A 20,547-nucleotide genomic window follows, 5' to 3' on the forward strand; every position below is an offset into this window, starting at 1 on the left:
GAAAAAGCAAGAGTTTAGCCGGTCAGGCCGGTTGAAGCGAAGGCAACAGGTCTTCAAGCTCGGTGATGTCGTTGAGGCAATGGTCGGAGGCGGCCATCAGTGTTGCGCGCGAGCCGGTTCCGGTCAGCACCGCAACCTTCAGGCCGACGCCGGCATTGTGGCCCATATGCAGGTCGTGATTGTTGTCGCCGACGACGGCAACCTCGTCCGGCCGAAGCCCCGTCGCCTTGCAGAAACCGAGCACCATGCCGGGTTCCGGCTTGGTGCCGAAGCCACTGTCGTAGCCTGCGACATAGTCGATGTAGTCGATGAAACCGAAGCGCTTGGCGATATGGCGGATCGAGCGCTCGTTGTCGCTGGAGGCCACCCCGAGCTTGTAGCCCCTATCGTGCAGTCGTTTGAAGAACGCGGCAAGATCAGTGACCGGCACCGAAAGGTCGGCGGCATGGGAGAAAAGCGCATCGAGCCGCGCCGTCAGCTCGCCGATCTCCATGGTCGAGCCGGCAGCGATCAGCCCTTCGGAAATCTGCCTGGTGTTGCCGGCCGCAAGAAGGCTGTCCGGCACGATATGACCGGTCACGGGATCCATGCCGCAGGCGACGAGCAGCCGGTCGGCAAGTGCCTTGTCGCCCTGTGCCGCGATGCTTGCTAGTTCGCGGTTCACTGGCAGCCAGCTGGCATCATAGTCGAGCAGAGTGCCGTCCTTGTCGAACAGGATGCCCTTGATCGTCGTCAGCTTGTCGCCCGCCATTCCATGTTCCTTGTATCCCGGATTTCGCTGTCTCTCAGACTTTGGACATCAGGCCTGGGCAACCGTTTTCGGCAGCAGCCTCGCCTTGACCGTCAGCGGGTTGATGTAGGGCTCCAGCCCCTTGACCGTCGCCGCCAGTGCGCCGCGCATTTCTTGCACGGCAGCAAAGCCCGCATCGATCGTCGAGCGACGTACGTCGTCGTTTGTCAGCAAATAGTAGACGCCCTTGGTCAGCATATCTGTGTCGCGGACTAGACGGGCACTGCCACTGCGCGCCAGGCGCTGGTAGGCCTCTCGGAAATTCTGCACGTGGCCGCCGGAGAGCACAGCGCATCCAAGCATCGCCGGCTCGAGCGGGTTCTGGCCGCCCTTGCTCTCAAATAGCGAACGACCGACGAATGCGACTTCCGTCATTCGGAGATAGAGGCCCATCTCGCCGATCGTATCGCCGAGGAAGATGTCGACATCCGGCGTCAGCGCATCCTCGCGGGTGCGCCGCGCCACCTTCAGGCCTTGCGCCACGAGCTTGGCTTCGATTTCGTCGCAGCGTTCTGGATGGCGCGGAACGATGATCGTCAGTTGATCGGTGCGTTCCGTCAAGGCCTGGTGGACGATTGCCGCCGCATTTTCCTCTCCATCGAAGGTGGAGACAGCAGCCCAGGTCTTGCGATTGCCGATCTGCTTCATGTATCGCGCAAAAACGGCCGCGTCGTAAGGCGGCGCGTCGGTGTCAACCTTGAGATTGCCGGACTTCATCACCTGCAGCGCGCCAAGATCGCGGAACCGCTCTGCGTCGAGATCGGACTGGGCGATGACAAGGGCCAGGCTACCGAAAAGCGCCTCGGACAGGGACGGCCGCCGCTGCCAGCGGGCGAAAGACCGGTCGGACATGCGGGCGTTGACGAGGATCTGCGGGATGTGCCGATCTTCGAGTTCGATGATCGTCATCGGCCAGATCTCCGATTCCGCGACGATGGCGCAATCGGGTTGCCAATATTCGAGGAAACGACTGATCGCCGGCTTGAGATCGAGAGGTACATATTGATGGATCGCTTCATCGCCGAGCCGCTCATTTGCCAACTTGGCAGAGGTGATTGTTCCCGTCGTCAGCAGCACATGGATATCGCGGCGGCGGATTTCGCGGATCAGCGGAATGACTGCCATGGTCTCGCCGACGCTTGCGGCATGGATCCAGACCAGCGGTCCTTGCGGACGATTGGCGCTGGCATAGCCGAAACGTTCTAGACGCCGGGCGCGTTCTTCCTTGCCCTTGGCGGCTCGAAAGGTCAGATAGGGGCTGATCAACGGATAGATCGCAAGGCCCGCCCATCGGTAGGCACTCAAGGCGACGCGCGCCCTCAGGCTGCTCATATTGAACGCCTCCGATCCTTAGTGATCGTCATCAAAGCCAAGTCCCAGTTTTTATTGTTATCGGAAAGCCCGAATTCTTTGTTCGGCATGCAATGGAAACAGCACGGAACAGGACGGGCGGACGGCGAAGCGTGACGCCTGTCCCAATGGCTATTTCTGACATCAATGAGGCAAAAGTCAGCCTTTTACAGCCGATTTAATTTTCCGGGTCGAGCAAGCGGTGCATGTGTACGATGAAGTAACGCATATGGGCATTGTCAACGGTCTGCTGCGCCTTGGCCTTCCAGGCGACGTGAGCGCTCGCATAGTCGGGGTAGATGCCGACAATATCGAGGTCCTTCAGATCACGAAATTCGATCTCGTCGAGGCTCTCGAGTTCGCCACCGAATACGAGGTGCAAAAGCTGCTTTTTACCGCTGGAACCAGTCATTATCGTCTCTTTCTCAAGTCTCCCCCCTCGGTCATTCATCTGAGGGATTTTAACCAAAAGGTCAACTGTCTCGTCGGTAGGAGAGCTGGTGTAAAAACGCCGGCATATGCGCTACAGGAGCGCCGCAAAGCTCTCCGTGGCTGACGCTCGGCCTGTTGTAGATCAGGCGATCGCCGGCTAGATCGACGAGGGCGCCGCCTGCCCGTTCAAGGATGAGATCAGCAGCAGCCAGGTCCCAATCATGGCTGTCGCGCTTGACCAGTGTTCCTTCCAGGCGACCATCCGCCACCATGGCGAGCCTATAGGCAAGTGACGGCACATGCTTGACGCGCTCGACGGTCTTGCGGAAGCCCGGCTCGAAGCCCGTCAACATCTCCTCGGCAGTCGCAAGCCGCTGGATCGCGTGTTCGCCGGCATTGGAGACGGAGATTTCCACTCCGTTCTTGAGCGCCGGCCCATGAACCTGCGCGAGATACAATTCGTCGAGCGCCGGAGCATAGAGCACGCCGGCGACCGGCCGGCCGTTGCGCACCACCGCGACGCTGACACACCAGGTCGGCATGCCTGCAAGGAAGCCGCGGGTCCCGTCGATCGGGTCGACCACGAAGACGGTCTCCCGCTCAAGCCGGACCGGATCGTCGTCGGTCTCTTCCGAGAGCCAGCCATACTCCGGCCGAGCTGGCATCAGTATAGAGCCGAGCGTCTCGTTGGCGGCAAAATCCGCCGCGCTGACGGGTGAGCGGCCCTCATTCTTCCACCACACCTCCGGCGACTGGTGAAAGAAGCTCAGGGCGACGGCTCCGGCCTGCTTTGCCGCATCGGCGATCAGGTCGAGATCGCACTGCCAGCCGGCCGCTTCGATATCGCTCATGGCAAAAAATCCAGTCTCCGGATCACAGCCCGGCCAGGGTCATTCCCTCGATGGCAAGCGTAGGCGCTGCCGTTCCAAAGGTGCGATCGATGTCGTTTGCCGGCGTGACGCGCATGAACATGTCTTTGAGATTGGACGCGATCGTCACTTCCGACACGGCAAAGGTCGGCTCGCCGTTTTCGATCCAGAAGCCGGTGGCGCCGCGAGAGTATTCGCCGGTGATCATGTTGACGCCCTGACCGATCACCTCGGTCACATAGAAGCCGGTGCCGACGCTGCGGATCAGCTCTTCCGGCGAGATATCGCCGGGTTCGAGCGCCAGGTTGGTCGAGCCGGGGGTTACCGTCGTACCGCCGCGCACGCCGCGGCCGTTGGTTTCCATGCCGATCTCACGACCGGTCGAGGTGGACAGGAACCAATGCTTCAGAACACCGTCCTCGATCATCACCAGCCGCTTGCCGGTGACGCCTTCCCCATCGAAGGGGCGCGAGGCCGAACCGCGGACGATCAGCGGATCGTCCGTAATCGACAGGCCGGATTTCAGCACCTGCTGGCCCATCTTGTCGCGCAGGAAGCTCGACTTGCGGGCAACCGACGCGCCATTGATGGCGCCGGCGATATGACCGGCAAACCCTCTGGCAACACGCGGATCGAAGACGACGGTCAGATCGCGGCCTGTCGGGACCTGACGCGGATTGACGCGCTTGACGACGCGTTCGCCGGCCCGGCGGCCGATATCTTCCGGTGCATCGAGATCGGCGAAATAGAGGCGGCTGTCGAAATCATAATCGCGCTCCATGCCGGTGCCTTCGCCCGATATGACGCTGACCGAGCGGCTGAAACGCGATCCCATATAGCTGCCTTCGAAGCCGTGCGAGGTGACGAGGACAAGGCCGCCCATGCCGGCGGAAGCGCCTGAGCCGGACGAATTGCTGACGCCGGGTACGGCAAGTGCTGCCTCTTCCATCGCAAGCGAGGCGTCGCGCAATTGGTCGGCAGACACCTCGGTCGGGTCGAAAAGATCGAGGTCGGCAAAGCTGCGGGCGAGATCCGCCTCGTTGGCAAGGCAGGCATAGGGATCCTCCGGGGACACCTTGGCCATCGCGACGGCCCGTTCGGCAAGGATCGTGAGGTCGAAACCCGGATTGGCCGACACGCTCGCTACCCTGTTTCCAACGAAGACGCGGAGGGAAAAATCATCGCTCTCGGACGACTCCGTCCCCTCGACCTTGCCGAGGCGGACGCTGACCGATTGCGATCTTGAGCGAACGACGACGGCGTCCGCCGCATCGGCGCCTGCCTTGCGCGCTAGATCGACCAACTGTGAAGCCCGGGAAAGAAGCGTCGCGGATACGATTTCAGAGGACATGATTTGGCCTTTCCTTCGCGTTCCATTTATTGTGCACTATCGAAAGCATCAAGGCCGAGCATGTCGATTCTTGACCTATGCCCATATGCACTGCCTTCCCATGGAAAGAAACAGACGATGTCAGCGCCCAACGCCTTCTTCACGGAAACGCTGCTGCTGCTTGGCGGCGCGGTCGTCACCGCGCCGATCTTCAAGAAGCTCGGGCTCGGCACCGTGCTCGGCTATCTCGCTGCCGGCGTGATGATCGGCCCGGTGCTGCACGGCATCGCTGATGGCGAAGCCGTGCTCGGCGTGGCTGAACTCGGCGTCGTTTTCCTGCTGTTCATCATCGGACTGGAATTGAAGCCGTCGCGCCTCTGGCAGATGCGCCGCGACATCTTCGGGCTGGGCTCGGCGCAGGTGGTCCTCAGCGGGCTCGCGCTGACTGCAATTGCCTATCTCAGCGGCGTGACCGACTGGCGCGGCAGCATCGTCGCCGGCTTCGGTCTGGCGCTGTCTTCCACCGCTTTCTCCATGCAGATTCTCGAGGAGCAGGGAGACGTCAACACCCGCTACGGCCAACGCTCGTTTTCGATGCTGCTCTTCCAGGACCTGGCGATCGTGCCGCTGCTGGCGCTGATCACCGTGCTCGATGGGCCGAAGGAAGCGGCAAGCCCGCTCAAGGATCTGGGCGTCGCCGTTGCCGCGGTCGCCGCAATGATCGTTGCCGGCCGCTATCTATTGACGCCGCTCTTCCAGATCATCGCCCGCACAGGCGCCCGCGAGGCGATGATTGCGGCAGCCCTTTTCGTGGTGCTCGGTTCGGCGACGCTGATGCAGATGGCCGGATTATCGATGGCAATGGGCGCGTTTCTTTCCGGCGTCATGCTGGCGGAATCATCCTATCGCCACGAACTGGAGGCTGATATCGAACCATTCCGCGGCGTGTTGCTGGCGATCTTCTTCATTGCGGTCGGACTGTCGCTGCAGCTTGACGTTATCTATCACAACGTCCTGTTCGTCATCCTTGCCGTGCCTGTCGTCATGATCGTCAAGGCGGTGATCATATACGGCATCTGCCGCATGTCCGGCTCTTCGCACAATGATGCGGTCCGCATCGCCTTCCTGCTGCCCCAGGGTGGGGAATTCGGCTTCGTGCTCTTCAGCACGGCTAGTGCTACCGGCGGGCTTCTCTCCGACAGCACCGCGTCGCTGCTGATTGCCATCGTCACCCTCTCGATGGCACTGACCCCGCTTGGCGTCGCGCTTTCCAAACGCCTGCTCAGCGACGAGGCCCATGAGGAGCTGGACGAGGATTTCGAGGGTGCGGGCGCCGACGTGCTGATGGTGGGCTTTTCGCGCTTCGGCCAGATCGCGGCACAGATCCTGCTCGCAGGCGGGCGGGAAGTTACCGTTATCGACTATTCCGCCGACCGCATTCGCCAAGCTTCCGGCTTCGGTTTCCGCATCTATTTCGGCGACGGCACCCGTAAGGACGTGCTGCGATCGGCCGGCATCGATAGGGCAAAAATCGTGGTGGTCTGCACCCACAAGCAAGAGATCACCGACCGGGTAGTGGAACTGGTGCAGACCGACTATCCACATGCCCGCATCTTCGTGCGCAGCTACGACCGCATCCACTCGATCGCGCTCAGAAATCGCGGCGTCGATTACGAGCTGCGCGAAACGCTGGAATCCGGCCTGCTTTTCGGCCGGATGACGCTGGAGGCGCTTGGCGTTGGCGAGGCCGATGCCATTGCCATTCAGGAAGACATCCGCAGGCGTGACGAACAGCGGTTGCTGCTGCAGACGACGGAAGGCATCACTGCTGGACGCGACATGTTGTTTTCGAAGCCCGTCAGGCCCGAGCCGCTGGTCAAGCCAAAACGGCAGATGGAAATATTCGACGACAGCGACGGACTTTCAGCCCCCGCGCAGGAGGAGCCGGCCAGAGTTTAGGGTTTAACAGCGCGTCGTGATGATGGCGTCGAGGGCGAATTTCAGTTCGTCCTTGATGCCGGCGGACATGGCCAGGATGTCGCGGGCCTTCAGGAAATCCATGACGCCGATGCGCCCGACCGGCGGGCAGAGGAAGATATGCGGCGTTTGCAGCCTGAGCTTCAAGGCAATCGCCGTCTGCATCATCAACTGGCCGGAGCCGAACAGGCTCTCCATGCGGTTTGGGATATGCGTGCCGTCGCCATCTGGGGCGCCGACAACATCGACGCCGATGACGATGTCGGCAAGGCCCATCAGATGTTCATAGGGAACGGGATTGCTGATGCCGCCGTCGATCATCACCCGGCCGTGCATCCGGACGGGCATGAACACCGCCGGAATGGCCGCGGACGCCGCGAGCGCCTCGACGAGATCGCCGTCCTCGATGACGACTTCCGACTGTCCGTAGTAGTCGGTTGTCGTCACCTTCAGTGGGATCTGCAGGCCGGAAAATTCCTCGGGAATCTCAGGCGGGAGGAAGGTATGGAGCACACGTTCGAGATTGAACTGGCCAAGCCTGAAGCCGCGCATCGAGGCGGGCCTGAGGCTCCAGATCTTGTTGGCGACGGCGGTCTTGTTGCCGATGCCCGCCAGCACGTAATCGCGGATTTCAACGCCGGTCATTCCCGAGGCCATGCCGGCGCCCATGATGGCGCCGATCGATGAGCCGGCAATGGCGATAGGCCGGATGCCAAGTTCGTCCAGCGCCTCGATGATATGGATATGCGACAGGCCGCGCGCTCCGCCGCCGCCGAAGGCCACCGCCACGGACGGCCCACTTGCGACCGCCTGCTGGAGACTTTGCGCGGGCTTCACCTCATCGACCATCCTATCCCCTCTGGTCATTGACGCTCACACCGGTTGATAGCGATAGAAATGCATCTTGCTGTCGCCGAACGTCCGGACTTCGAGAAACAGATAGACAGGAGGCAGGTCGACGACCACGTCGGCCCGCTCTTCAAGGATCGCCAGCGCCCCCGGCACCAGCCAGCCGCCGCCGGCCGCCGCCGCAAATGCCCTTTCTCCCAGGCCCTGCCCATAGGGCGGGTCGGCAAAGAGCAGATGGAAAGGCTCGAGATTGCCGACGCTGCCAAGATCAGTCGCATCGCGCCTGAGGATCCGCGTGCGGCCATGCAGACCGAGCGTATCGATATTTTCCCAAAGCAAGCCCCGGCCCTCGACGCTACTTTCGACGAAGAGCACATGGCGGCAACCCCGCGATGCGCCCTCAAGACCGACAGCGCCGGTGCCGGCGAAGATGTCCATCATCCGTGTGCCGTCGATGGCTTCGGGATAGGCGTGGCTCAGAATATTGAATAGGCTCTCGCGTGTCCGGTCGGCCGTCGGCCGGATGTCATTGGACTTTGGCACGGCTAGAGACCGCCCGCGAAACTCACCGCCGACTATTCGCACCGCGCATCAGCCCCTTTTGCCCTTTGGCCCGCCTCGCGGTGCTCCGCCGGAGGGACGGCCACCGCCACCCTCGCCGCGCGGCTTGCCGGAAAAGCCTCTTGCACCCGGCTTTCCGCCAGGCTTGCCGCCAAAGGACTTCCCAGCCGGCCGCCCGCTGGAAGGCCTGCCCGTCGGCTTGTCGCCATAGGACCGCTCGCCGGCTGGTTTCTCGCCTTTCGGCCGCTCGGAGCGCTGCTCGCCGTCGAAAGCTCTTGCGCGCGGACGCTCGTCGCCCTCTGCTCTCGGCCTGCGCTCACCACCGAACGGTTTGTCGCCCCGGGGACGATCGCCGAAGGGCTTACGATCGCCTGGCGGGCGAGCCGAGCGCGGGCGTTCGCCTTGCGCCCTGTCTCCACGTGGCGGACGGTCACCCTGTGGGCGGTCGCTCCTGAGACGATCACCGAAGGCGCGTTCTCCACGAGGGGCGTCGGCAGAACGGCTGTCGGCCCGGAACGGCTTGGCGCGGGGACGTTCATCGCCCTCGGCGCGCGGCCTGCCCGGGCTGCGTGGTTTGTCGCCATAGGGCTTTTCACCACGAGGACGATCGCTTTGCGGCCGGTCGCCGCGTGGGCGATCGGAGAACGAACGAGCCGGCCGGTCACCGGCAGGCCTATCGCCGCGGGGACGGTCGCCAAACGGCTTATCGCTCCGAGGAGGGCGATCACCCTGCGGACGGTCGCCTCTTGGACGGTCGCCGTCGGAGCGTTTGCGGCCGAAGCCGGCGCCCTTTTCCTCAGAGACGTCGCTGGCGCGGATCCATTCGCCCTCGGCATCGTCGATGCGATTGACGCGAACGCGCGGACCGGTGTCGGGCCGATCGGAGCCGGGCTTGTCACGCGGGCCGCGCTTTGAGGGGCCGTACTTCTCAAGGGTCTTGGCGGCTTTGATCGCTGCCTTTTCGCCGAGCGGGCGGGCGCCGGGCGCCATCCAGACATTGGCGCTGCGGCGCGGGGTCGTCAGCGGGGCGCGCTTCGGCCGGTCGTCGTCCTTGCGACCACCTTCCTTGCGCGGGCCGTCTTTGCGGGGGCCATCCTTGCGACTGTCGTCGCGCTTGGTGTCGAGGCGGCCAAGGGCGCGCTCGCGCTTGTCGCCGGGCTTGTCATGCTTGACCCACTCTTCGCGCTGCGGCGCGCGTTCGGACCTGACGTCGTCTTCGTCGTCATCGACCGAGATAGCAGGCACATTGTAAATCGGCGCGTCGAAATTCGCCTTGGCATCCTCGACGAGGCGCGGCCCGAGCTGGTCGCGCAGCGTGCGGCCTCGGACTTCGATGACGTCGCTTTCCGGCAGTTCGCCGAGCTGGAACGGACCGTAGGATATGCGGATCAGGCGGTTGACTTCGAGGCCCATCGCACCGAGCACGTTCTTGATCTCGCGGTTCTTGCCTTCGCGCAGGCCCATGGTGATCCAGACGTTGGACCCCTGGGTGCGGTCGAGCGTCGCCTCGATCGAGCCGTAGAGCACGCCGTCGACGGCGATGCCTTCCTTCAGCTTGTCGAGCGCGTCCTGATCGATCTCGCCGTGGGCGCGAACGCGGTAGCGCCGCAACCAGCCGGTGGTCGGCAATTCCAGGACGCGGGCAAGCCCGCCGTCATTGGTCAAAAGCAACAGGCCTTCGGTATTGATATCCAACCGGCCGATCGACATGACGCGCGGCAGGTCGTCCGGCAGGTTGTCAAAAACCGTGGCGCGGCCTTCCGGATCGGAATTCGTCGTCACCAGGCCGGCCGGCTTATGGTAGAGCCAGAGGCGTGTGCGCTCGATGCCGCGGATCGGTACGCCGTCGACTTCGATCTTGTCCGTCAGCATGACGTTGACGACGGGGCTGTCGAGGAGAACACCGTTGAGCTTGACGCGGCCTTCGGTAATCATCCGCTCGATGTCGCGACGCGAGGCGACGCCTGCACGCGCCATCACCTTGGAGATGCGCTCCGCACCTTCCGCAAAGGCGGCGGCGGGCTTGGTGGACGGGGCTCTCACCGGCTTTGCCTCGGCGCTTTTCGCCCTCGGCTTGCCCGGCTTGCCGCCAACAAAGGGCTTGGACCCAGGCCGTCTGGGCTTGTCATTGAATGTCATTTGCTGTTTGCCTGAATTTTTAGACCCAAATGGCCTTTGGCGTGTCCTATCAGGTCACGCCGCTGCGGTTAAGTGGAAAATCTTGGATGACGAAGACAAATCACTTCATGGAGCTGGCGCTTGCCGAGGCGCGCGCGGCCGGTACCCGGGATGAGGTGCCGATCGGCGCCGTCGTCGTCCGTGACAATGTCGTCATCGGCAAGGCAGGCAATCGCACCCGCGAACTCAACGATGTCACCGCCCATGCCGAAATCGCCGCGATTCGCATGGCCTGTTCAGCACTTGGGCAGGAGCGGCTTACCGGTGCCGATCTCTACGTGACGCTGGAGCCCTGCACGATGTGCGCGGCAGCGATCTCGTTTGCGCGCATTCGCCGGCTCTATTACGGCGCCGAGGATCCAAAAGGCGGGGCGGTCGACAACGGCGTGCGGTTCTTCGGCCAGCCGACCTGCCATCACGCGCCGGAGGTCTATTCGGGACTTGCCGAGAAGGACGCCGGCGATCTCTTGACGGCGTTTTTTCAAATGAAAAGAACGGAAGGCTGATGCAAACCGAGGGGATACGAAGCTATCGCCTTACTGCCAAGGCTTCCACCAGGTGCTGGACTGCTGAGCGGCCTCGGCGTCCTTCTTGCGCTTCTTTTCCTTCTTCGATTCGGGCGTCCCGACATCGTTGAGGGCTGCGGGATCGGAAACCTGGCGATATGCCTGCGGTGGGTCGACCAGATAGCGGCGCTCATTGTAAGTGCCGTCCTGATCCTGGCGAGCTGCGCGGTAGGCAGCGGTCTGCTGCGCATCGGTCACCCGGTTGCGTCCACTGTCGGCTGCAGCCAGCGGCGAGCGATAGTTGACGTTGTGCTTGTTCGCTTCGGCCTCGTCAGCCAGACGCTTGCGCGCATCTTCCGGCGATTCGACCCAATTCGGATTGTCCTTGCTGGCAAGGGACTGCTGCGGCTGCGTCAGGTTTTCGCGATCGTTGGCAGCCGGCACGACGAGACCCGGACGCGCAGGGTAGGTAACGCCCTTGTCCTTCGGCGTCATGGCCGAGACGGAGGCAATGTCGGTGATATCGTCGAAGAGCTGTTCGCCTGACGTTTTGCCGGTACCGTAGGTCGGGCTGCTCATGCAGCCGGAAATCAACCCGCAGCACGCCACGAGCGCCGCCAAGCTGACGCCTACACGAACCTTATGCATCGCTATCATGAAAACCCTTCCCAGCCAGGCCGGTGCGTTCGATCCCATCGCCGTGCTAACGCCAGTGGCGCAAAAATCCGGCCAATTTCAGGCAGCTTTTACCGGATGAACTGATATAACGCAATTCATCCGGTAATTTTCTTCAACGAATGCCGCCCAATTCACGCAGCGCAGCTGCATCACGGGCCGAAACATCGGGATAGGCGGGGTCGGAGCCGACATCGGTGGTGATCCGCCAAGAGCGGGCGCATTTGGTGCCTTCGGCAAGCTTCGTTACGACACTGACGCGCGATACCTCAGGCAGCCGGAATGCCTCCGTCGGGCCTTCGGTCGGCTCAATCGTGGTCCCCGAGGTGATGCAGATCTCGGAGAAATCCTCGCCTTCAATGGCCTTCAGCAGCTCGGGATCGGCGATATGGACGACGGGTGCCGCCTCGAGCGACGAGCCGATATGCTTGTCCTTGCGCTCGATTTCAAGCGCGCCGGTGACCACCTTGCGGACTTCGCGGATCTTCCGCCACTTCTCGGCCAGTGCGTCGTTCTTCCAGTCTGCCGGAACAATCGGAAACTGTTCGAGATGAACCGAGACGGCGGACGGATTGCGCGACAGCCAAGCCTCCTCCGTCGTGAACGGCAGCATCGGCGCAAGCCAGGTCACCATACACTCGAAGATCTGGCGGATAACGGCAAGGCTTGCCCGACGGCGCAGGCTCGACGGCGCATCACAATAGAGTGCATCCTTGCGCACATCGAAATAAAATGCCGAAAGCTCGACATTGGAAAAATCGATGAGCGTGCGGGCGATCTTCTTGAACTCGAAAGCGTCGTAGCCTTCGCGCACGATCTGATCGAGCTCGGACAGCCGATGCAGCATCAGCTGCTCCAGCTCCGGCATGTCGGCAAGGGCAAAGACCTCGCCGGTGTCGTGGGCCAGCGTGCCGAGCATCCAGCGGATGGTGTTGCGAAGCTTACGATAGGCATCGACATTGGTCTGGATGATCGCCTTGCCGAGCCGCTGATCTTCCCAATAGTCCGTCGTCATCACCCAGAGCCTCAGGATATCGGCACCGGCATCCTTCATGACATCCTGCGGGGCAACGACGTTGCCCTTCGACTTCGACATCTTCTCGCCCTTCTCATCCATGGTGAAACCATGGGTGACGACGGCGTTATAGGGCGCACGGCCGCGCGTCGCGCAGCTTTCGAGCAGCGACGAGTGGAACCAGCCGCGGTGTTGATCCGAGCCTTCGAGGTAGACGTCCGCCGGCCATTTCAGGTCAGGCCGGTCTTCCAGCGTGAAGGTATGGGTCGAGCCGGAATCGAACCAGACGTCGAGGATGTCCATGACCTGCTTCCACTTGGAATGGTCGTGGTCGTTGCCAAGGAAGCGCTCCTTGGCGCCATCGGCAAACCAGGCGTCGGCGCCCTCCTTTTCGAAGGCATCCAGGATGCGCCGGTTGACGGCATCGTCGATCAGCACTTCGCCATGCTCGTCGGCAAAGATCGCGATCGGCACACCCCAGGCGCGCTGGCGCGAGAGCACCCAATCCGGACGCTGCTCGATCATGGCCCGCAGGCGATTCTGGCCGGCGGCGGGCACGAAGCGGGTCTCGTCGATGGCGCTGAGGGCGCGATTGCGCAGCGTCGTGCCATCGGACAGGTCTTTGTCCATGTAGACGAACCATTGCGGCGTATTGCGGAAGATCACCGGCTTCTTGGAGCGCCAGGAATGCGGATAGGAATGCTTCAGCCGGCCACGGGCAAAGAGCGTGTTCGTCGCGATCAGTGCCTTGATGACGAGATCGTTGGCGTTGCCCTTTTTACCGTTGTCGTCCATGACGCGGCCGGGGCCGTCGGCACGATCAGGGCCGAAGCCCGGCGCATCGAGCGTGTAGAAACCGGCGTCGTCGACGGTAAACGGGATCTTAGCGGAGATGCCGCGCGCTTCGAGATTGCGGGCTTCCGACATCCAGGCGTCAAAGTCCTCGCGACCGTGACCCGGCGCCGTGTGCACGAAGCCGGTGCCGGCATCATCAGTGACATGATCGCCGTCGAGAAGCGGAACCTTGAAGTCGTAGCCGAGCGAGGCCAGCGGATGGGCGCAGGTGATTGCACCGAGTTCTTCAGCGGTGACGTCGCCTAGTCGCTCGAACCCGAGCTTGGCCTTGGCAAAGCATTCCTCTGCAAGTCTATCCGCAAAGATCAGCTTCTCGCCGGGTCGCGGGCCGAAATCATTCTCGGCCGATTTGACTTCGTAGAGGCCGTAAGACACCCGCGACGAGTAGGCGATCGCCCGGTTGCCTGGGATGGTCCAGGGGGTCGTGGTCCAGATGACGACGCAGGCATCCTGTGCCGATCCCTCCAGCACAGGAAACTTCACCCAGATCGCGTCGCTCTCGACGTCATGATACTCAACCTCGGCTTCGGCCAGCGCCGTGCGTTCGACCACTGACCACATGATCGGTTTGGAGCCGCGGTAGAGCTGGCCCGATTTGGCGATCTTCAGGAGTTCGCCGGCGATACGCGCTTCGGCGTGGAAGGCCATCGTCGTATAGGGATTGTCGAAGTCGCCCTCGATGCCGAGGCGCTTGAATTCCTCGGACTGGATCTTGATCCAGGAGGCTGCGAAGTCACGGCATTCCTTGCGGAATTCGTTGACCGGGACCTCGTCCTTATTCTTGCCTTTCTCGCGGTATTTTTCCTCGATCTTCCATTCAATCGGCAGGCCGTGGCAATCCCAGCCGGGCACGTAATTGCTGTCATAGCCGCGCATCTGGAACGAGCGGGTGATGACGTCCTTCAGGATCTTGTTCAGCGCATGGCCGATGTGGATGTTGCCGTTGGCATAGGGCGGGCCGTCGTGGAGCACGAATTTTTCGCGACCGGCGGCGGAGGCCCGCAGCTTCTTGTAAAGGCCCATCTGCTGCCAACGGGCAACAGTTTCCGGCTCCTTCTGCGGCAGGCCGGCGCGCATCGGGAATTCGGTTTCCGGCAGGTACAGCGTCTTTGAATAGTCGATCTTTTCGGCGGTATCGGTCATTGTGCTGACAATCGTCTCTTGCGGCCCAGGCGGGCGCATCCAATCGGGAATTTTCGGTGGCGGAGCGGCGCTTTGCAAAAGCGCCAAAAACCCGGACCTTCCGGCAGCTCACTGCGCTCAGAAGGCCGGGCCAATAATTCGTATCGCTATAGACAGCCGAAATTGGGTCATTGCCGGCGGTTCATAGGCGTTTTTGCCGCGAAAAGGAAGGCCCGGTTTCACGCCGAGCGGCAGCAATTGCAATTTGCATATATTTTTGGGCAAATGGCACAAGGCGCCAACGCAGTGGCAACGCCCAACTGGCGAGCATTCGCACCCGATACGATCGAAAGCCGCCTACAGGGCGAGCCGTTGGCTGTCGAGGAAAATGACAGCGCGCTTCGTGTACTAAAAGCTTTCGAAATGGCGGCCCGGGTCTTTGGTGAAGAAGCCAAAGCGCTGAGTTGGCTGCGCAGCCCCAATCGCGGCATGGACAGTGTCATCCCTATCGACCTTCTTGAATCTGAGACAGGTGGCATGTTGATAGAACAGGCGCTGAACCGGATCGACTATGGGATCTACGTCTAGGCCATGGTCAAATGGCGCATCTCCAACTATGCCGCTCTATCGGGGCGTGGAGGCGAACCCGCTTCCAGTCGCTGGCATGATCAGGGTATTCCAGTTGGCTACTGCTGCGACTATCCGTCGACGACGCTGCTCGAAATTCTGGTGCAGATCGAGCTCAGCCAGGGTCCGAAAGACTTTCGACTGCTGCGTATAAACTGTCCCGATGATATCCCGTATTTGACGTCCCGATCAGCAGACAGGACCTCAACGATACAAGTTGACACGTAAAAGTGGCAGCCAGTTGCTCGCAGACAACAGCTTCTGCCTGATCAGAGTTCCATCCGCCATTGTGCCGAAAGCCATGAACATTTTGATAAATCCGCGCCACGCGGACGCGTGACGGCTGACGATTGAAAAGGCAATTCGATATCCGTTCGACAACCGTCGTCTTCGCTAAGGTAGAGATGCCGAGGGCGGCCACGGCCGCCCCAACGATGTCATCAAGCCCGCGCCACGGTGCGCCGCGGTGCCAGCAGATTTACCACCACGGCAACGGTGATATTGGCCAGCAGCGCCAACAGCCCGATATAGACGGTGAATGGTGCGCCGCCGAGGCTGATGGGGATCAGCGGCTTCAGGCCCTGGAGCCAGACCAGATATGTTCCCCCGAAGAAGCCGACGAACCAGCCGGCGAGCAGGCCCGGCGCACGGAACCAGTTGACGAACAGGCCGAAGACCAGCGCTGGCAGCGTCTGCAGGATCCAGATGCCGCCCAAGAGCTGGAGATCGAGCGCAAACTGCGTCGGCAGGAACAGGATGACCAGCAGCGCGCCGATCTTGACGATCAGCGACGTCACCTTCGCCACCTTGGCTTCGCCGGCATCGGTGACGGCGGGATTGACATAGGCCTTCCAGAAATTGCGGGTGAAGAGGTTGGCAGCCCCGATGCTCATGACCGCTGCCGGCACCAGCGCGCCGATGGCGATCGCTGCGAAGGCAAAGCCGACGAACCAGCTCGGAAACAGCGACTGGAAGAGCGCCGGCACCACGTCGTTCGGGCTTGTGACCGTCAGCTTGGCGGCATGCGCCATGTAGCCGAGGAGAGCCAGCAGGCCGAGAAGCAGCGTATAGGCCGGCAGCAGCACGGCGTTCTTGCGGATCGTATTGCCGCTGTTGGCGGCGAAGATGCCGGTCAGAGTGTGCGGATACATGAAGGCTGCCAGCGCCGAGCCGAGCGCCAGGCTTGCATAGGCGACGTACTGGTTGCCGCCGAGCAGGATATTGCCGGCGCCCTTGGCCTGGAAATCCGCATCGGCCGCCGCAAAGACGCTGGCATAGCCGCCGAGCTTCATCGGGATGGCCGCCACCGCGACGATCACGACGATATAGATCATGATGTCCTTGACGAAGGCGATGAGGGCTGGGGCGCGAAGGCCCGAGGAATAGGTGTAGACAGCAAGAATGATGAAGGCGATCGCCAGCGGCAGCTCGCCCGTGAGGCCAAGCGCCTTCAGTACCACCGTCATGCCGACGAGCTGCAGCGCAATATAGGGCATCGTTGCGATGACGCCGGTGATGGCGACGGCAAGCTCGAGGGCACGCGAACCATATTGCCCATGAACGACGTCGCCGGCCGTCACATAGCCGTTGTCCCGGGCACGCTTCCAGAGCACCGGCATGACCATGAAGACGAAGGGATAGACGACGATCGTATAGGGCAGTGCGAAGAAGCCGTAGGCGCCGACGGCGTAGACCAATGCCGGCACGGCGATGACGGTATAGGCGGTGTAGAAGTCGCCGCCGACCAGGAACCAGGTGATCCAGGTGCCGAAATTGCGGCCGCCAAGGCCCCATTCGTCAATATGGGCGAGCGTTTCGGGCTTGCGCCAACGCGCGGCAAAAAAGCCCATGACGGTGACGAGTGCAAAGAAGAAGATGAAGACGGCCAGCGCCGTTGCGTTGATCTCAGTCGTCATTTCGCATGCTCCGGTAAGCGATCCAGGTCAGGACTGCAGTGATCGGTACCCAGAGCAGCTGGTACCAGTAGAAGAATGGAAACCCGAACAAAGCGGGTTCGCGGCTGTTGTAGAAGGGGACCCAGAGGAGCCCGATATATGGAATGATCAGCAGCCAGCAAGCCGCCGTTCCAAAGCGTTTGTCCATGGTGTGCATGCCTTTCGATAAGTGTCTGCGAAGCGGTTTCGCGTCTTACTCAACGTCAGGATTAAGGCCTCGGTCCCCGGGTGCAAGCGTTTTTGCGGGTAAGCCACACAATTCGATTGTGCACCGCCGCATTACGCGCAAAGGATGCGGTCGAGTTCGCTGATTGGCTGTACGCCCGACAGCAGCGCCCTCGCCTCCGCCTCATCGTTGCGCATCTGCGCGATCAACGGCTCCAGGCCGTCGAATTTCAACTCGGGCCGGAGATAACCGAAGAAGGAGACCGAACAGGTCTGGCCGTAGAGATTGCCGCTGAAGTCGAAAAGGTAGGTCTCAAGCAGCGGCGCACCGTTCGCGGTCACGGTCGGGCGGCGCCCGTAGCTTGCAACGGCGTCATGGATCCGGCCGTCGGCCGTGCGGAAACGCACCGCGTAGATGCCGGGCTTCAGCTCCGCCTCCGGTGGCAATTGCATGTTGGCGGTTGGAAAGCCGAGCGAGCGGCCAAGCTTCTCGCCGTCGATGACTTCGGCTTCGACAGTATACCGATAGCCGAGCAGACCGGCAGCCTCGGCCACCTCGCCGGCGACGAGAAGGCTGCGAATGCGGCTCGAGGATACGACGTCGGCATTCTCGTCGCGATAGGCGTCGATCAGGGTAACGCCGAAGCCGTTGTGGCTGCCGGCATTCATCAGGAAAGCCGGGCCGCCCTCGCGCCCGTGGCCAAAATGGAAATCGAAGCCGGTGACGACCTCGGACGCGCCGAGCCAATCGATCAGGATCGAATGAACGAACTCGTCGGCGGATCGCTCCGAGAAGCTCCGATCGAAAGGGTATTCGATGACCGCATTGAAGCCCAGGGCCTCGAGGATACGGGCCTTGAGCGGCGCAGGCGTCAGCCGGAAGACCGGCTGGTCAGGCCGGAACACGGTGCGCGGATGCGGCTCGAAGGTCAGCACCAGGGCCGGTATGCCGCGACTTTCCGATATTTCCAGCGCCCGCTTCAGCACGGATTGATGGCCGCGATGCACGCCGTCGAAATTGCCGATGGCAATGACGCCGCCCTTGAGTTGGGCGGGCAGCGGCTCGCGGGTTTCGTTGCGGTGGAAAACGGTCATCTCTAGGCGATCCCCTCAGACTAGGCGTGGCATCCACCACCTGGGCGACGCCTGCTCGCGCTCGAGAAACGCGCTCAGCGCCTTCTCGTCGATGTTGCCGTCGACGACATATTCGCGGGCGTGTATACCATGGCTGATATAAAGCAGGTCGAGCCCGTAATCGAGCGCGCCGCGCACGTCGGTCGGCATGCCGTCGCCGATGGCGATAACGCGGTCAAGGCTGAATTCGCCGTGCAGCTTGCGAGCGCTGGCGATTGCCGCGTCGTAGATCGGCTTGTGGGGCTTGCCGGCGACCGAGGTCTGGCCGCCCAATCGATTGTACAACGCCGCCACGGCCCCGGCGCAAGGGATCATGCGGTGGCCGCGTTCGACCACCAGGTCCGGATTGGCACAGATCAGCGGTACATTCCGAGCGGCGAATGCTGTCAGCATCTCCAGATAATCGTCCGGCGTTTCAGTCTCGTCGTCGAAGAAGCCGGTGCAGACAATGACTTCAGCATTTTCCTCACCAACACGCTCCGTGCCGAGGCCCTCGAACAATGTCATGTCACGGTCAGGTCCGAGGAGGAACACCTTATTTGGGCCGGCGGCGATCAGGTCGCGGGTGACGTCGCCCGAGGTGACGATACGGTCGTAGGCGGCATCCGGAACACCGATCATCCGCAGCTGATCGACGACACTTTGCGAAGGACGCGGCGAATTGGTGATAAGCACGACGGCAAGGCCGGCATCACGGGCCGCCTCAAGCGCGGTTGCGGCTTCCGGATAGGCGGAAACGCCATTGTGGACCACGCCCCAGACATCGCAGAGCACGACATCGTAGCCCTTGCCGATTTCGCGAAAACTGTCGATGCGCTTGCCCATTCATACCCCGTGCCGGTCAAAAGACGTTGCCGGTCACATCGCAAACCGGCCGCCATAATACAAGAGCGCGCTTGAGGTTTTTGCAGATTCAGGGGCCCGCTGACCCGCCTCAGGACGCAGGTGCGCCTTCGCAAAAGGCTGAAAACGGCGGCCTTCATAATTCCGGCACAAAAAACCTCGATAGATTTCTTGACTCAGCCCACACCCGCCCCTAAATGCAGGCCGCTAGCACTCGCCGAGGCTGAGTGCTAACATCACCCCATACGGATCCTCGTCGATCCGTGAATGTCATTTGATCGAGGGATTAGACAATGGCAAGCACCAACTTCCGTCCGCTCCACGACCGCGTCGTCGTCCGTCGCGTCGAGTCTGAAGCAAAGACCAAGGGTGGCATCATCATTCCTGATACTGCCAAGGAAAAGCCGCAGGAAGGCGAAATCGTCGCTGTCGGCACCGGCGTTCGCGACGACAGCGGCAAGGTTATCCCGCTGGATGTCAAGGCTGGCGACCGCATTCTGTTCGGCAAGTGGTCGGGCACTGAAGTCAAGCTCGACGGCGAAGACCTTCTCATCATGAAGGAAGCCGACATCATGGGCGTTATCGGCTGATCCAGCCGGACACCTCATCCAATTCATGACAACCAATGGGCAATGAGCCCGGGAGTTTTCTCACATGGCTGCTAAAGAGATTAAATTTGGCCGTACCGCGCGCGAAAAGATGCTGCGCGGCGTCGACATCCTCGCCGATGCCGTCAAGGTAACGCTGGGCCCCAAGGGCCGCAACGTCATCATCGACAAGTCCTTCGGCGCTCCGCGCATCACCAAGGACGGCGTTTCCGTTGCCAAGGAAATCGAACTTGAAGACAAGTTCGAAAACATGGGCGCGCAGATGGTCCGCGAAGTTGCTTCGAAGACCAACGACATTGCCGGCGACGGCACCACGACTGCTACCGTTCTTGCCCAGGCGATCGTTCGCGAAGGCGCCAAGGCAGTTGCCGCCGGCATGAACCCGATGGACCTGAAGCGCGGCATCGACCTCGCTGTCACCGAAGTCGTCAAGGACATCGTCGGCAAGGCCAAGAAGATCAGCACGTCTGACGAAGTTGCCCAGGTCGGCACGATCTCTGCAAACGGCGAAAAAGAAATCGGCGCTTATATCGCCGAAGCCATGCAGAAAGTCGGCAACGAAGGCGTCATCACCGTCGAAGAAGCCAAGACCGCTGAAACCGAACTCGAAGTCGTCGAAGGCATGCAGTTCGACCGCGGTTACCTCAGCCCATACTTCGTGACCAACCCGGAAAAGATGGTCGCAGAACTGGAAGACGCTTACATC

The 20,547-nt window shown here is 61.7% G+C and carries 20 protein-coding genes and 1 pseudogene; 7 read left to right on the plus strand and 14 right to left on the minus strand.

From position 1 onward, the window contains the following. Positions 1 to 22: 22 nt before the first annotated feature. The 5 genes from AB4Z52_RS16535 to AB4Z52_RS16555 all read right to left on the minus strand — a co-directional run bounded on the left by AB4Z52_RS16535 (position 23) and on the right by AB4Z52_RS16555 (position 4,792). Positions 23 to 751 carry an HAD family hydrolase gene (locus AB4Z52_RS16535; RefSeq protein WP_442219008.1) on the minus strand — a complete coding sequence of 243 codons (729 nt, stop codon included), beginning with the start codon at positions 749 to 751 and terminating at the stop codon, positions 23 to 25. 48 nt (positions 752 to 799) lie between these two features. Continuing rightward, positions 800 to 2,122, minus strand: coding sequence for a lipid IV(A) 3-deoxy-D-manno-octulosonic acid transferase (gene waaA, locus AB4Z52_RS16540; protein ID WP_442219009.1), 1,323 nt, complete (start codon positions 2,120 to 2,122; stop codon positions 800 to 802). Between the two features lie 196 nt (positions 2,123 to 2,318). Then, positions 2,319 to 2,552 carry a DUF4170 domain-containing protein gene (locus AB4Z52_RS16545; protein ID WP_442219010.1) on the minus strand — a complete coding sequence of 78 codons (234 nt, stop codon included), beginning with the start codon at positions 2,550 to 2,552 and terminating at the stop codon, positions 2,319 to 2,321. A 61-nt stretch (positions 2,553 to 2,613) separates the two neighbouring features. Next, positions 2,614 to 3,423: a 3'(2'),5'-bisphosphate nucleotidase CysQ gene (locus AB4Z52_RS16550; protein ID WP_442219011.1), complete on the minus strand. Its 810-nt coding sequence runs from the start codon at positions 3,421 to 3,423 to the stop codon at positions 2,614 to 2,616. A 22-nt stretch (positions 3,424 to 3,445) separates the two neighbouring features. Next, positions 3,446 to 4,792, minus strand: a complete 1,347-nt coding sequence (locus AB4Z52_RS16555) for a TldD/PmbA family protein (protein WP_442219012.1) — start codon at positions 4,790 to 4,792, stop codon at positions 3,446 to 3,448. A 117-nt stretch (positions 4,793 to 4,909) separates the two neighbouring features. Between AB4Z52_RS16555 and AB4Z52_RS16560 the strand changes: the two genes are divergently transcribed. Then, positions 4,910 to 6,730, plus strand: a complete 1,821-nt coding sequence (locus AB4Z52_RS16560) for a monovalent cation:proton antiporter-2 (CPA2) family protein (protein ID WP_442219013.1) — start codon at positions 4,910 to 4,912, stop codon at positions 6,728 to 6,730. A gap of 3 nt (positions 6,731 to 6,733) precedes the next feature. Here the strand turns inward: AB4Z52_RS16560 and AB4Z52_RS16565 are convergent, their stop codons facing one another. From AB4Z52_RS16565 to AB4Z52_RS16575, 3 genes and pseudogenes are all read right to left on the minus strand, one after another. Continuing rightward, positions 6,734 to 7,597, minus strand: coding sequence for a patatin-like phospholipase family protein (locus AB4Z52_RS16565; RefSeq protein WP_442219034.1), 864 nt, complete (start codon positions 7,595 to 7,597; stop codon positions 6,734 to 6,736). A gap of 24 nt (positions 7,598 to 7,621) precedes the next feature. Continuing rightward, positions 7,622 to 8,182 (minus strand): 16S rRNA (guanine(966)-N(2))-methyltransferase RsmD, encoded by a 561-nt coding sequence (gene rsmD / locus AB4Z52_RS16570; protein WP_442219014.1) that lies wholly within the window; start codon positions 8,180 to 8,182, stop codon positions 7,622 to 7,624. Beyond that, positions 8,163 to 10,297: pseudogene (locus tag AB4Z52_RS16575) on the minus strand (pseudouridine synthase). The gene rsmD and the pseudogene AB4Z52_RS16575 overlap by 20 nt, the downstream one beginning before the upstream one ends. 86 nt (positions 10,298 to 10,383) lie before the next feature. Between AB4Z52_RS16575 and AB4Z52_RS16580 the strand changes: the two are divergent. Beyond that, positions 10,384 to 10,842, plus strand: coding sequence for a nucleoside deaminase (locus AB4Z52_RS16580; RefSeq protein ID WP_442219015.1), 459 nt, complete (start codon positions 10,384 to 10,386; stop codon positions 10,840 to 10,842). Positions 10,843 to 10,872: 30 nt separating this feature from the next. Here AB4Z52_RS16580 and AB4Z52_RS16585 read toward each other — a convergent pair whose 3' ends face one another. Continuing rightward, entirely contained in the window at positions 10,873 to 11,499 is a 627-nt protein-coding gene (locus tag AB4Z52_RS16585; RefSeq protein ID WP_442219016.1) for a hypothetical protein, read from the minus strand. Between the two features lie 133 nt (positions 11,500 to 11,632). Then, positions 11,633 to 14,530 carry an isoleucine--tRNA ligase gene (ileS, locus tag AB4Z52_RS16590; RefSeq protein WP_442219017.1) on the minus strand — a complete coding sequence of 966 codons (2,898 nt, stop codon included), beginning with the start codon at positions 14,528 to 14,530 and terminating at the stop codon, positions 11,633 to 11,635. A gap of 72 nt (positions 14,531 to 14,602) precedes the next feature. Here ileS and AB4Z52_RS16595 point away from each other — a divergent pair, with 72 nt between their 5' ends. Genes AB4Z52_RS16595 through AB4Z52_RS16605 form a run of 3 tightly spaced genes read left to right on the plus strand, consistent with a single transcriptional unit; the run spans position 14,603 to position 15,476 of the window. Beyond that, positions 14,603 to 15,097, plus strand: coding sequence for an antitoxin Xre/MbcA/ParS toxin-binding domain-containing protein (locus tag AB4Z52_RS16595; RefSeq protein ID WP_442219018.1), 495 nt, complete (start codon positions 14,603 to 14,605; stop codon positions 15,095 to 15,097). A gap of 3 nt (positions 15,098 to 15,100) precedes the next feature. Beyond that, on the plus strand, positions 15,101 to 15,364 hold the full coding sequence (locus tag AB4Z52_RS16600) for an RES family NAD+ phosphorylase (RefSeq protein ID WP_442219019.1): 264 nt from the start codon (positions 15,101 to 15,103) through the stop codon (positions 15,362 to 15,364). 13 nt (positions 15,365 to 15,377) lie between these two features. After that, on the plus strand, positions 15,378 to 15,476 hold the full coding sequence (locus AB4Z52_RS16605; protein WP_442219035.1) for a hypothetical protein: 99 nt from the start codon (positions 15,378 to 15,380) through the stop codon (positions 15,474 to 15,476). Between the two features lie 100 nt (positions 15,477 to 15,576). On the opposite strand, the gene mctP is transcribed toward AB4Z52_RS16605, so the two are convergent. The 4 genes from mctP to AB4Z52_RS16625 form a co-directional block, all read right to left on the minus strand. Continuing rightward, positions 15,577 to 17,052, minus strand: a complete 1,476-nt coding sequence (gene mctP / locus AB4Z52_RS16610) for a monocarboxylate uptake permease MctP (RefSeq protein WP_442219020.1) — start codon at positions 17,050 to 17,052, stop codon at positions 15,577 to 15,579. Beyond that, a complete protein-coding gene (locus AB4Z52_RS16615) occupies positions 17,042 to 17,239 on the minus strand; it encodes a DUF3311 domain-containing protein (protein ID WP_442219021.1) in 198 nt (65 codons plus the stop codon). The genes mctP and AB4Z52_RS16615 overlap by 11 nt, the downstream gene beginning before the upstream one ends. A 131-nt stretch (positions 17,240 to 17,370) precedes the next feature. After that, positions 17,371 to 18,351 (minus strand): bifunctional riboflavin kinase/FAD synthetase, encoded by a 981-nt coding sequence (locus tag AB4Z52_RS16620; RefSeq protein ID WP_442219022.1) that lies wholly within the window; start codon positions 18,349 to 18,351, stop codon positions 17,371 to 17,373. Positions 18,352 to 18,366: 15 nt separating this feature from the next. Next, positions 18,367 to 19,215, minus strand: coding sequence for a TIGR01459 family HAD-type hydrolase (locus AB4Z52_RS16625; RefSeq protein ID WP_442219023.1), 849 nt, complete (start codon positions 19,213 to 19,215; stop codon positions 18,367 to 18,369). Between the two features lie 311 nt (positions 19,216 to 19,526). Between AB4Z52_RS16625 and groES the strand changes: the two genes are divergently transcribed. Together groES and groEL are read left to right on the plus strand one after the other, a co-directional pair. Further along, on the plus strand, positions 19,527 to 19,823 hold the full coding sequence (groES, locus tag AB4Z52_RS16630) for a co-chaperone GroES (protein WP_442219024.1): 297 nt from the start codon (positions 19,527 to 19,529) through the stop codon (positions 19,821 to 19,823). A gap of 64 nt (positions 19,824 to 19,887) precedes the next feature. After that, positions 19,888 to 20,547 (plus strand): chaperonin GroEL (gene groEL, locus AB4Z52_RS16635; RefSeq protein WP_442219025.1); only part of this gene is annotated, 660 nt, incomplete at its 3' end.

This window comes from Rhizobium sp. 2YAF20, assembly GCF_052114685.1.
Lineage (GTDB): Bacteria > Pseudomonadota > Alphaproteobacteria > Rhizobiales > Rhizobiaceae > Rhizobium.

What these genes read in the sequence shown, in the direction of transcription:
- AB4Z52_RS16625 (WP_442219023.1), bottom strand. Translation starts at nt 19,215, where the DNA reads ATGGGCAAGCGCATCGACAGTTTTCGCGAAATCGGCAAGGGCTACGAT.
- waaA (WP_442219009.1), bottom strand. Translation starts at nt 2,122, where the DNA reads ATGAGCAGCCTGAGGGCGCGCGTCGCCTTGAGTGCCTACCGATGGGCG.
- AB4Z52_RS16620 (WP_442219022.1), bottom strand. Translation starts at nt 18,351, where the DNA reads ATGACCGTTTTCCACCGCAACGAAACCCGCGAGCCGCTGCCCGCCCAA.
- AB4Z52_RS16555 (WP_442219012.1), bottom strand. Translation starts at nt 4,792, where the DNA reads ATGTCCTCTGAAATCGTATCCGCGACGCTTCTTTCCCGGGCTTCACAG.
- AB4Z52_RS16565 (WP_442219034.1), bottom strand. Translation starts at nt 7,597, where the DNA reads ATGGTCGATGAGGTGAAGCCCGCGCAAAGTCTCCAGCAGGCGGTCGCA.
- AB4Z52_RS16600 (WP_442219019.1), top strand. Translation starts at nt 15,101, where the DNA reads ATGGTCAAATGGCGCATCTCCAACTATGCCGCTCTATCGGGGCGTGGA.
- AB4Z52_RS16615 (WP_442219021.1), bottom strand. Translation starts at nt 17,239, where the DNA reads ATGGACAAACGCTTTGGAACGGCGGCTTGCTGGCTGCTGATCATTCCA.
- AB4Z52_RS16535 (WP_442219008.1), bottom strand. Translation starts at nt 751, where the DNA reads ATGGCGGGCGACAAGCTGACGACGATCAAGGGCATCCTGTTCGACAAG.
- ileS (WP_442219017.1), bottom strand. Translation starts at nt 14,530, where the DNA reads ATGACCGATACCGCCGAAAAGATCGACTATTCAAAGACGCTGTACCTG.
- AB4Z52_RS16545 (WP_442219010.1), bottom strand. Translation starts at nt 2,552, where the DNA reads ATGACTGGTTCCAGCGGTAAAAAGCAGCTTTTGCACCTCGTATTCGGT.
- AB4Z52_RS16585 (WP_442219016.1), bottom strand. Translation starts at nt 11,499, where the DNA reads ATGATAGCGATGCATAAGGTTCGTGTAGGCGTCAGCTTGGCGGCGCTC.
- AB4Z52_RS16550 (WP_442219011.1), bottom strand. Translation starts at nt 3,423, where the DNA reads ATGAGCGATATCGAAGCGGCCGGCTGGCAGTGCGATCTCGACCTGATC.
- groES (WP_442219024.1), top strand. Translation starts at nt 19,527, where the DNA reads ATGGCAAGCACCAACTTCCGTCCGCTCCACGACCGCGTCGTCGTCCGT.
- AB4Z52_RS16580 (WP_442219015.1), top strand. Translation starts at nt 10,384, where the DNA reads ATGACGAAGACAAATCACTTCATGGAGCTGGCGCTTGCCGAGGCGCGC.
- mctP (WP_442219020.1), bottom strand. Translation starts at nt 17,052, where the DNA reads ATGACGACTGAGATCAACGCAACGGCGCTGGCCGTCTTCATCTTCTTC.
- AB4Z52_RS16560 (WP_442219013.1), top strand. Translation starts at nt 4,910, where the DNA reads ATGTCAGCGCCCAACGCCTTCTTCACGGAAACGCTGCTGCTGCTTGGC.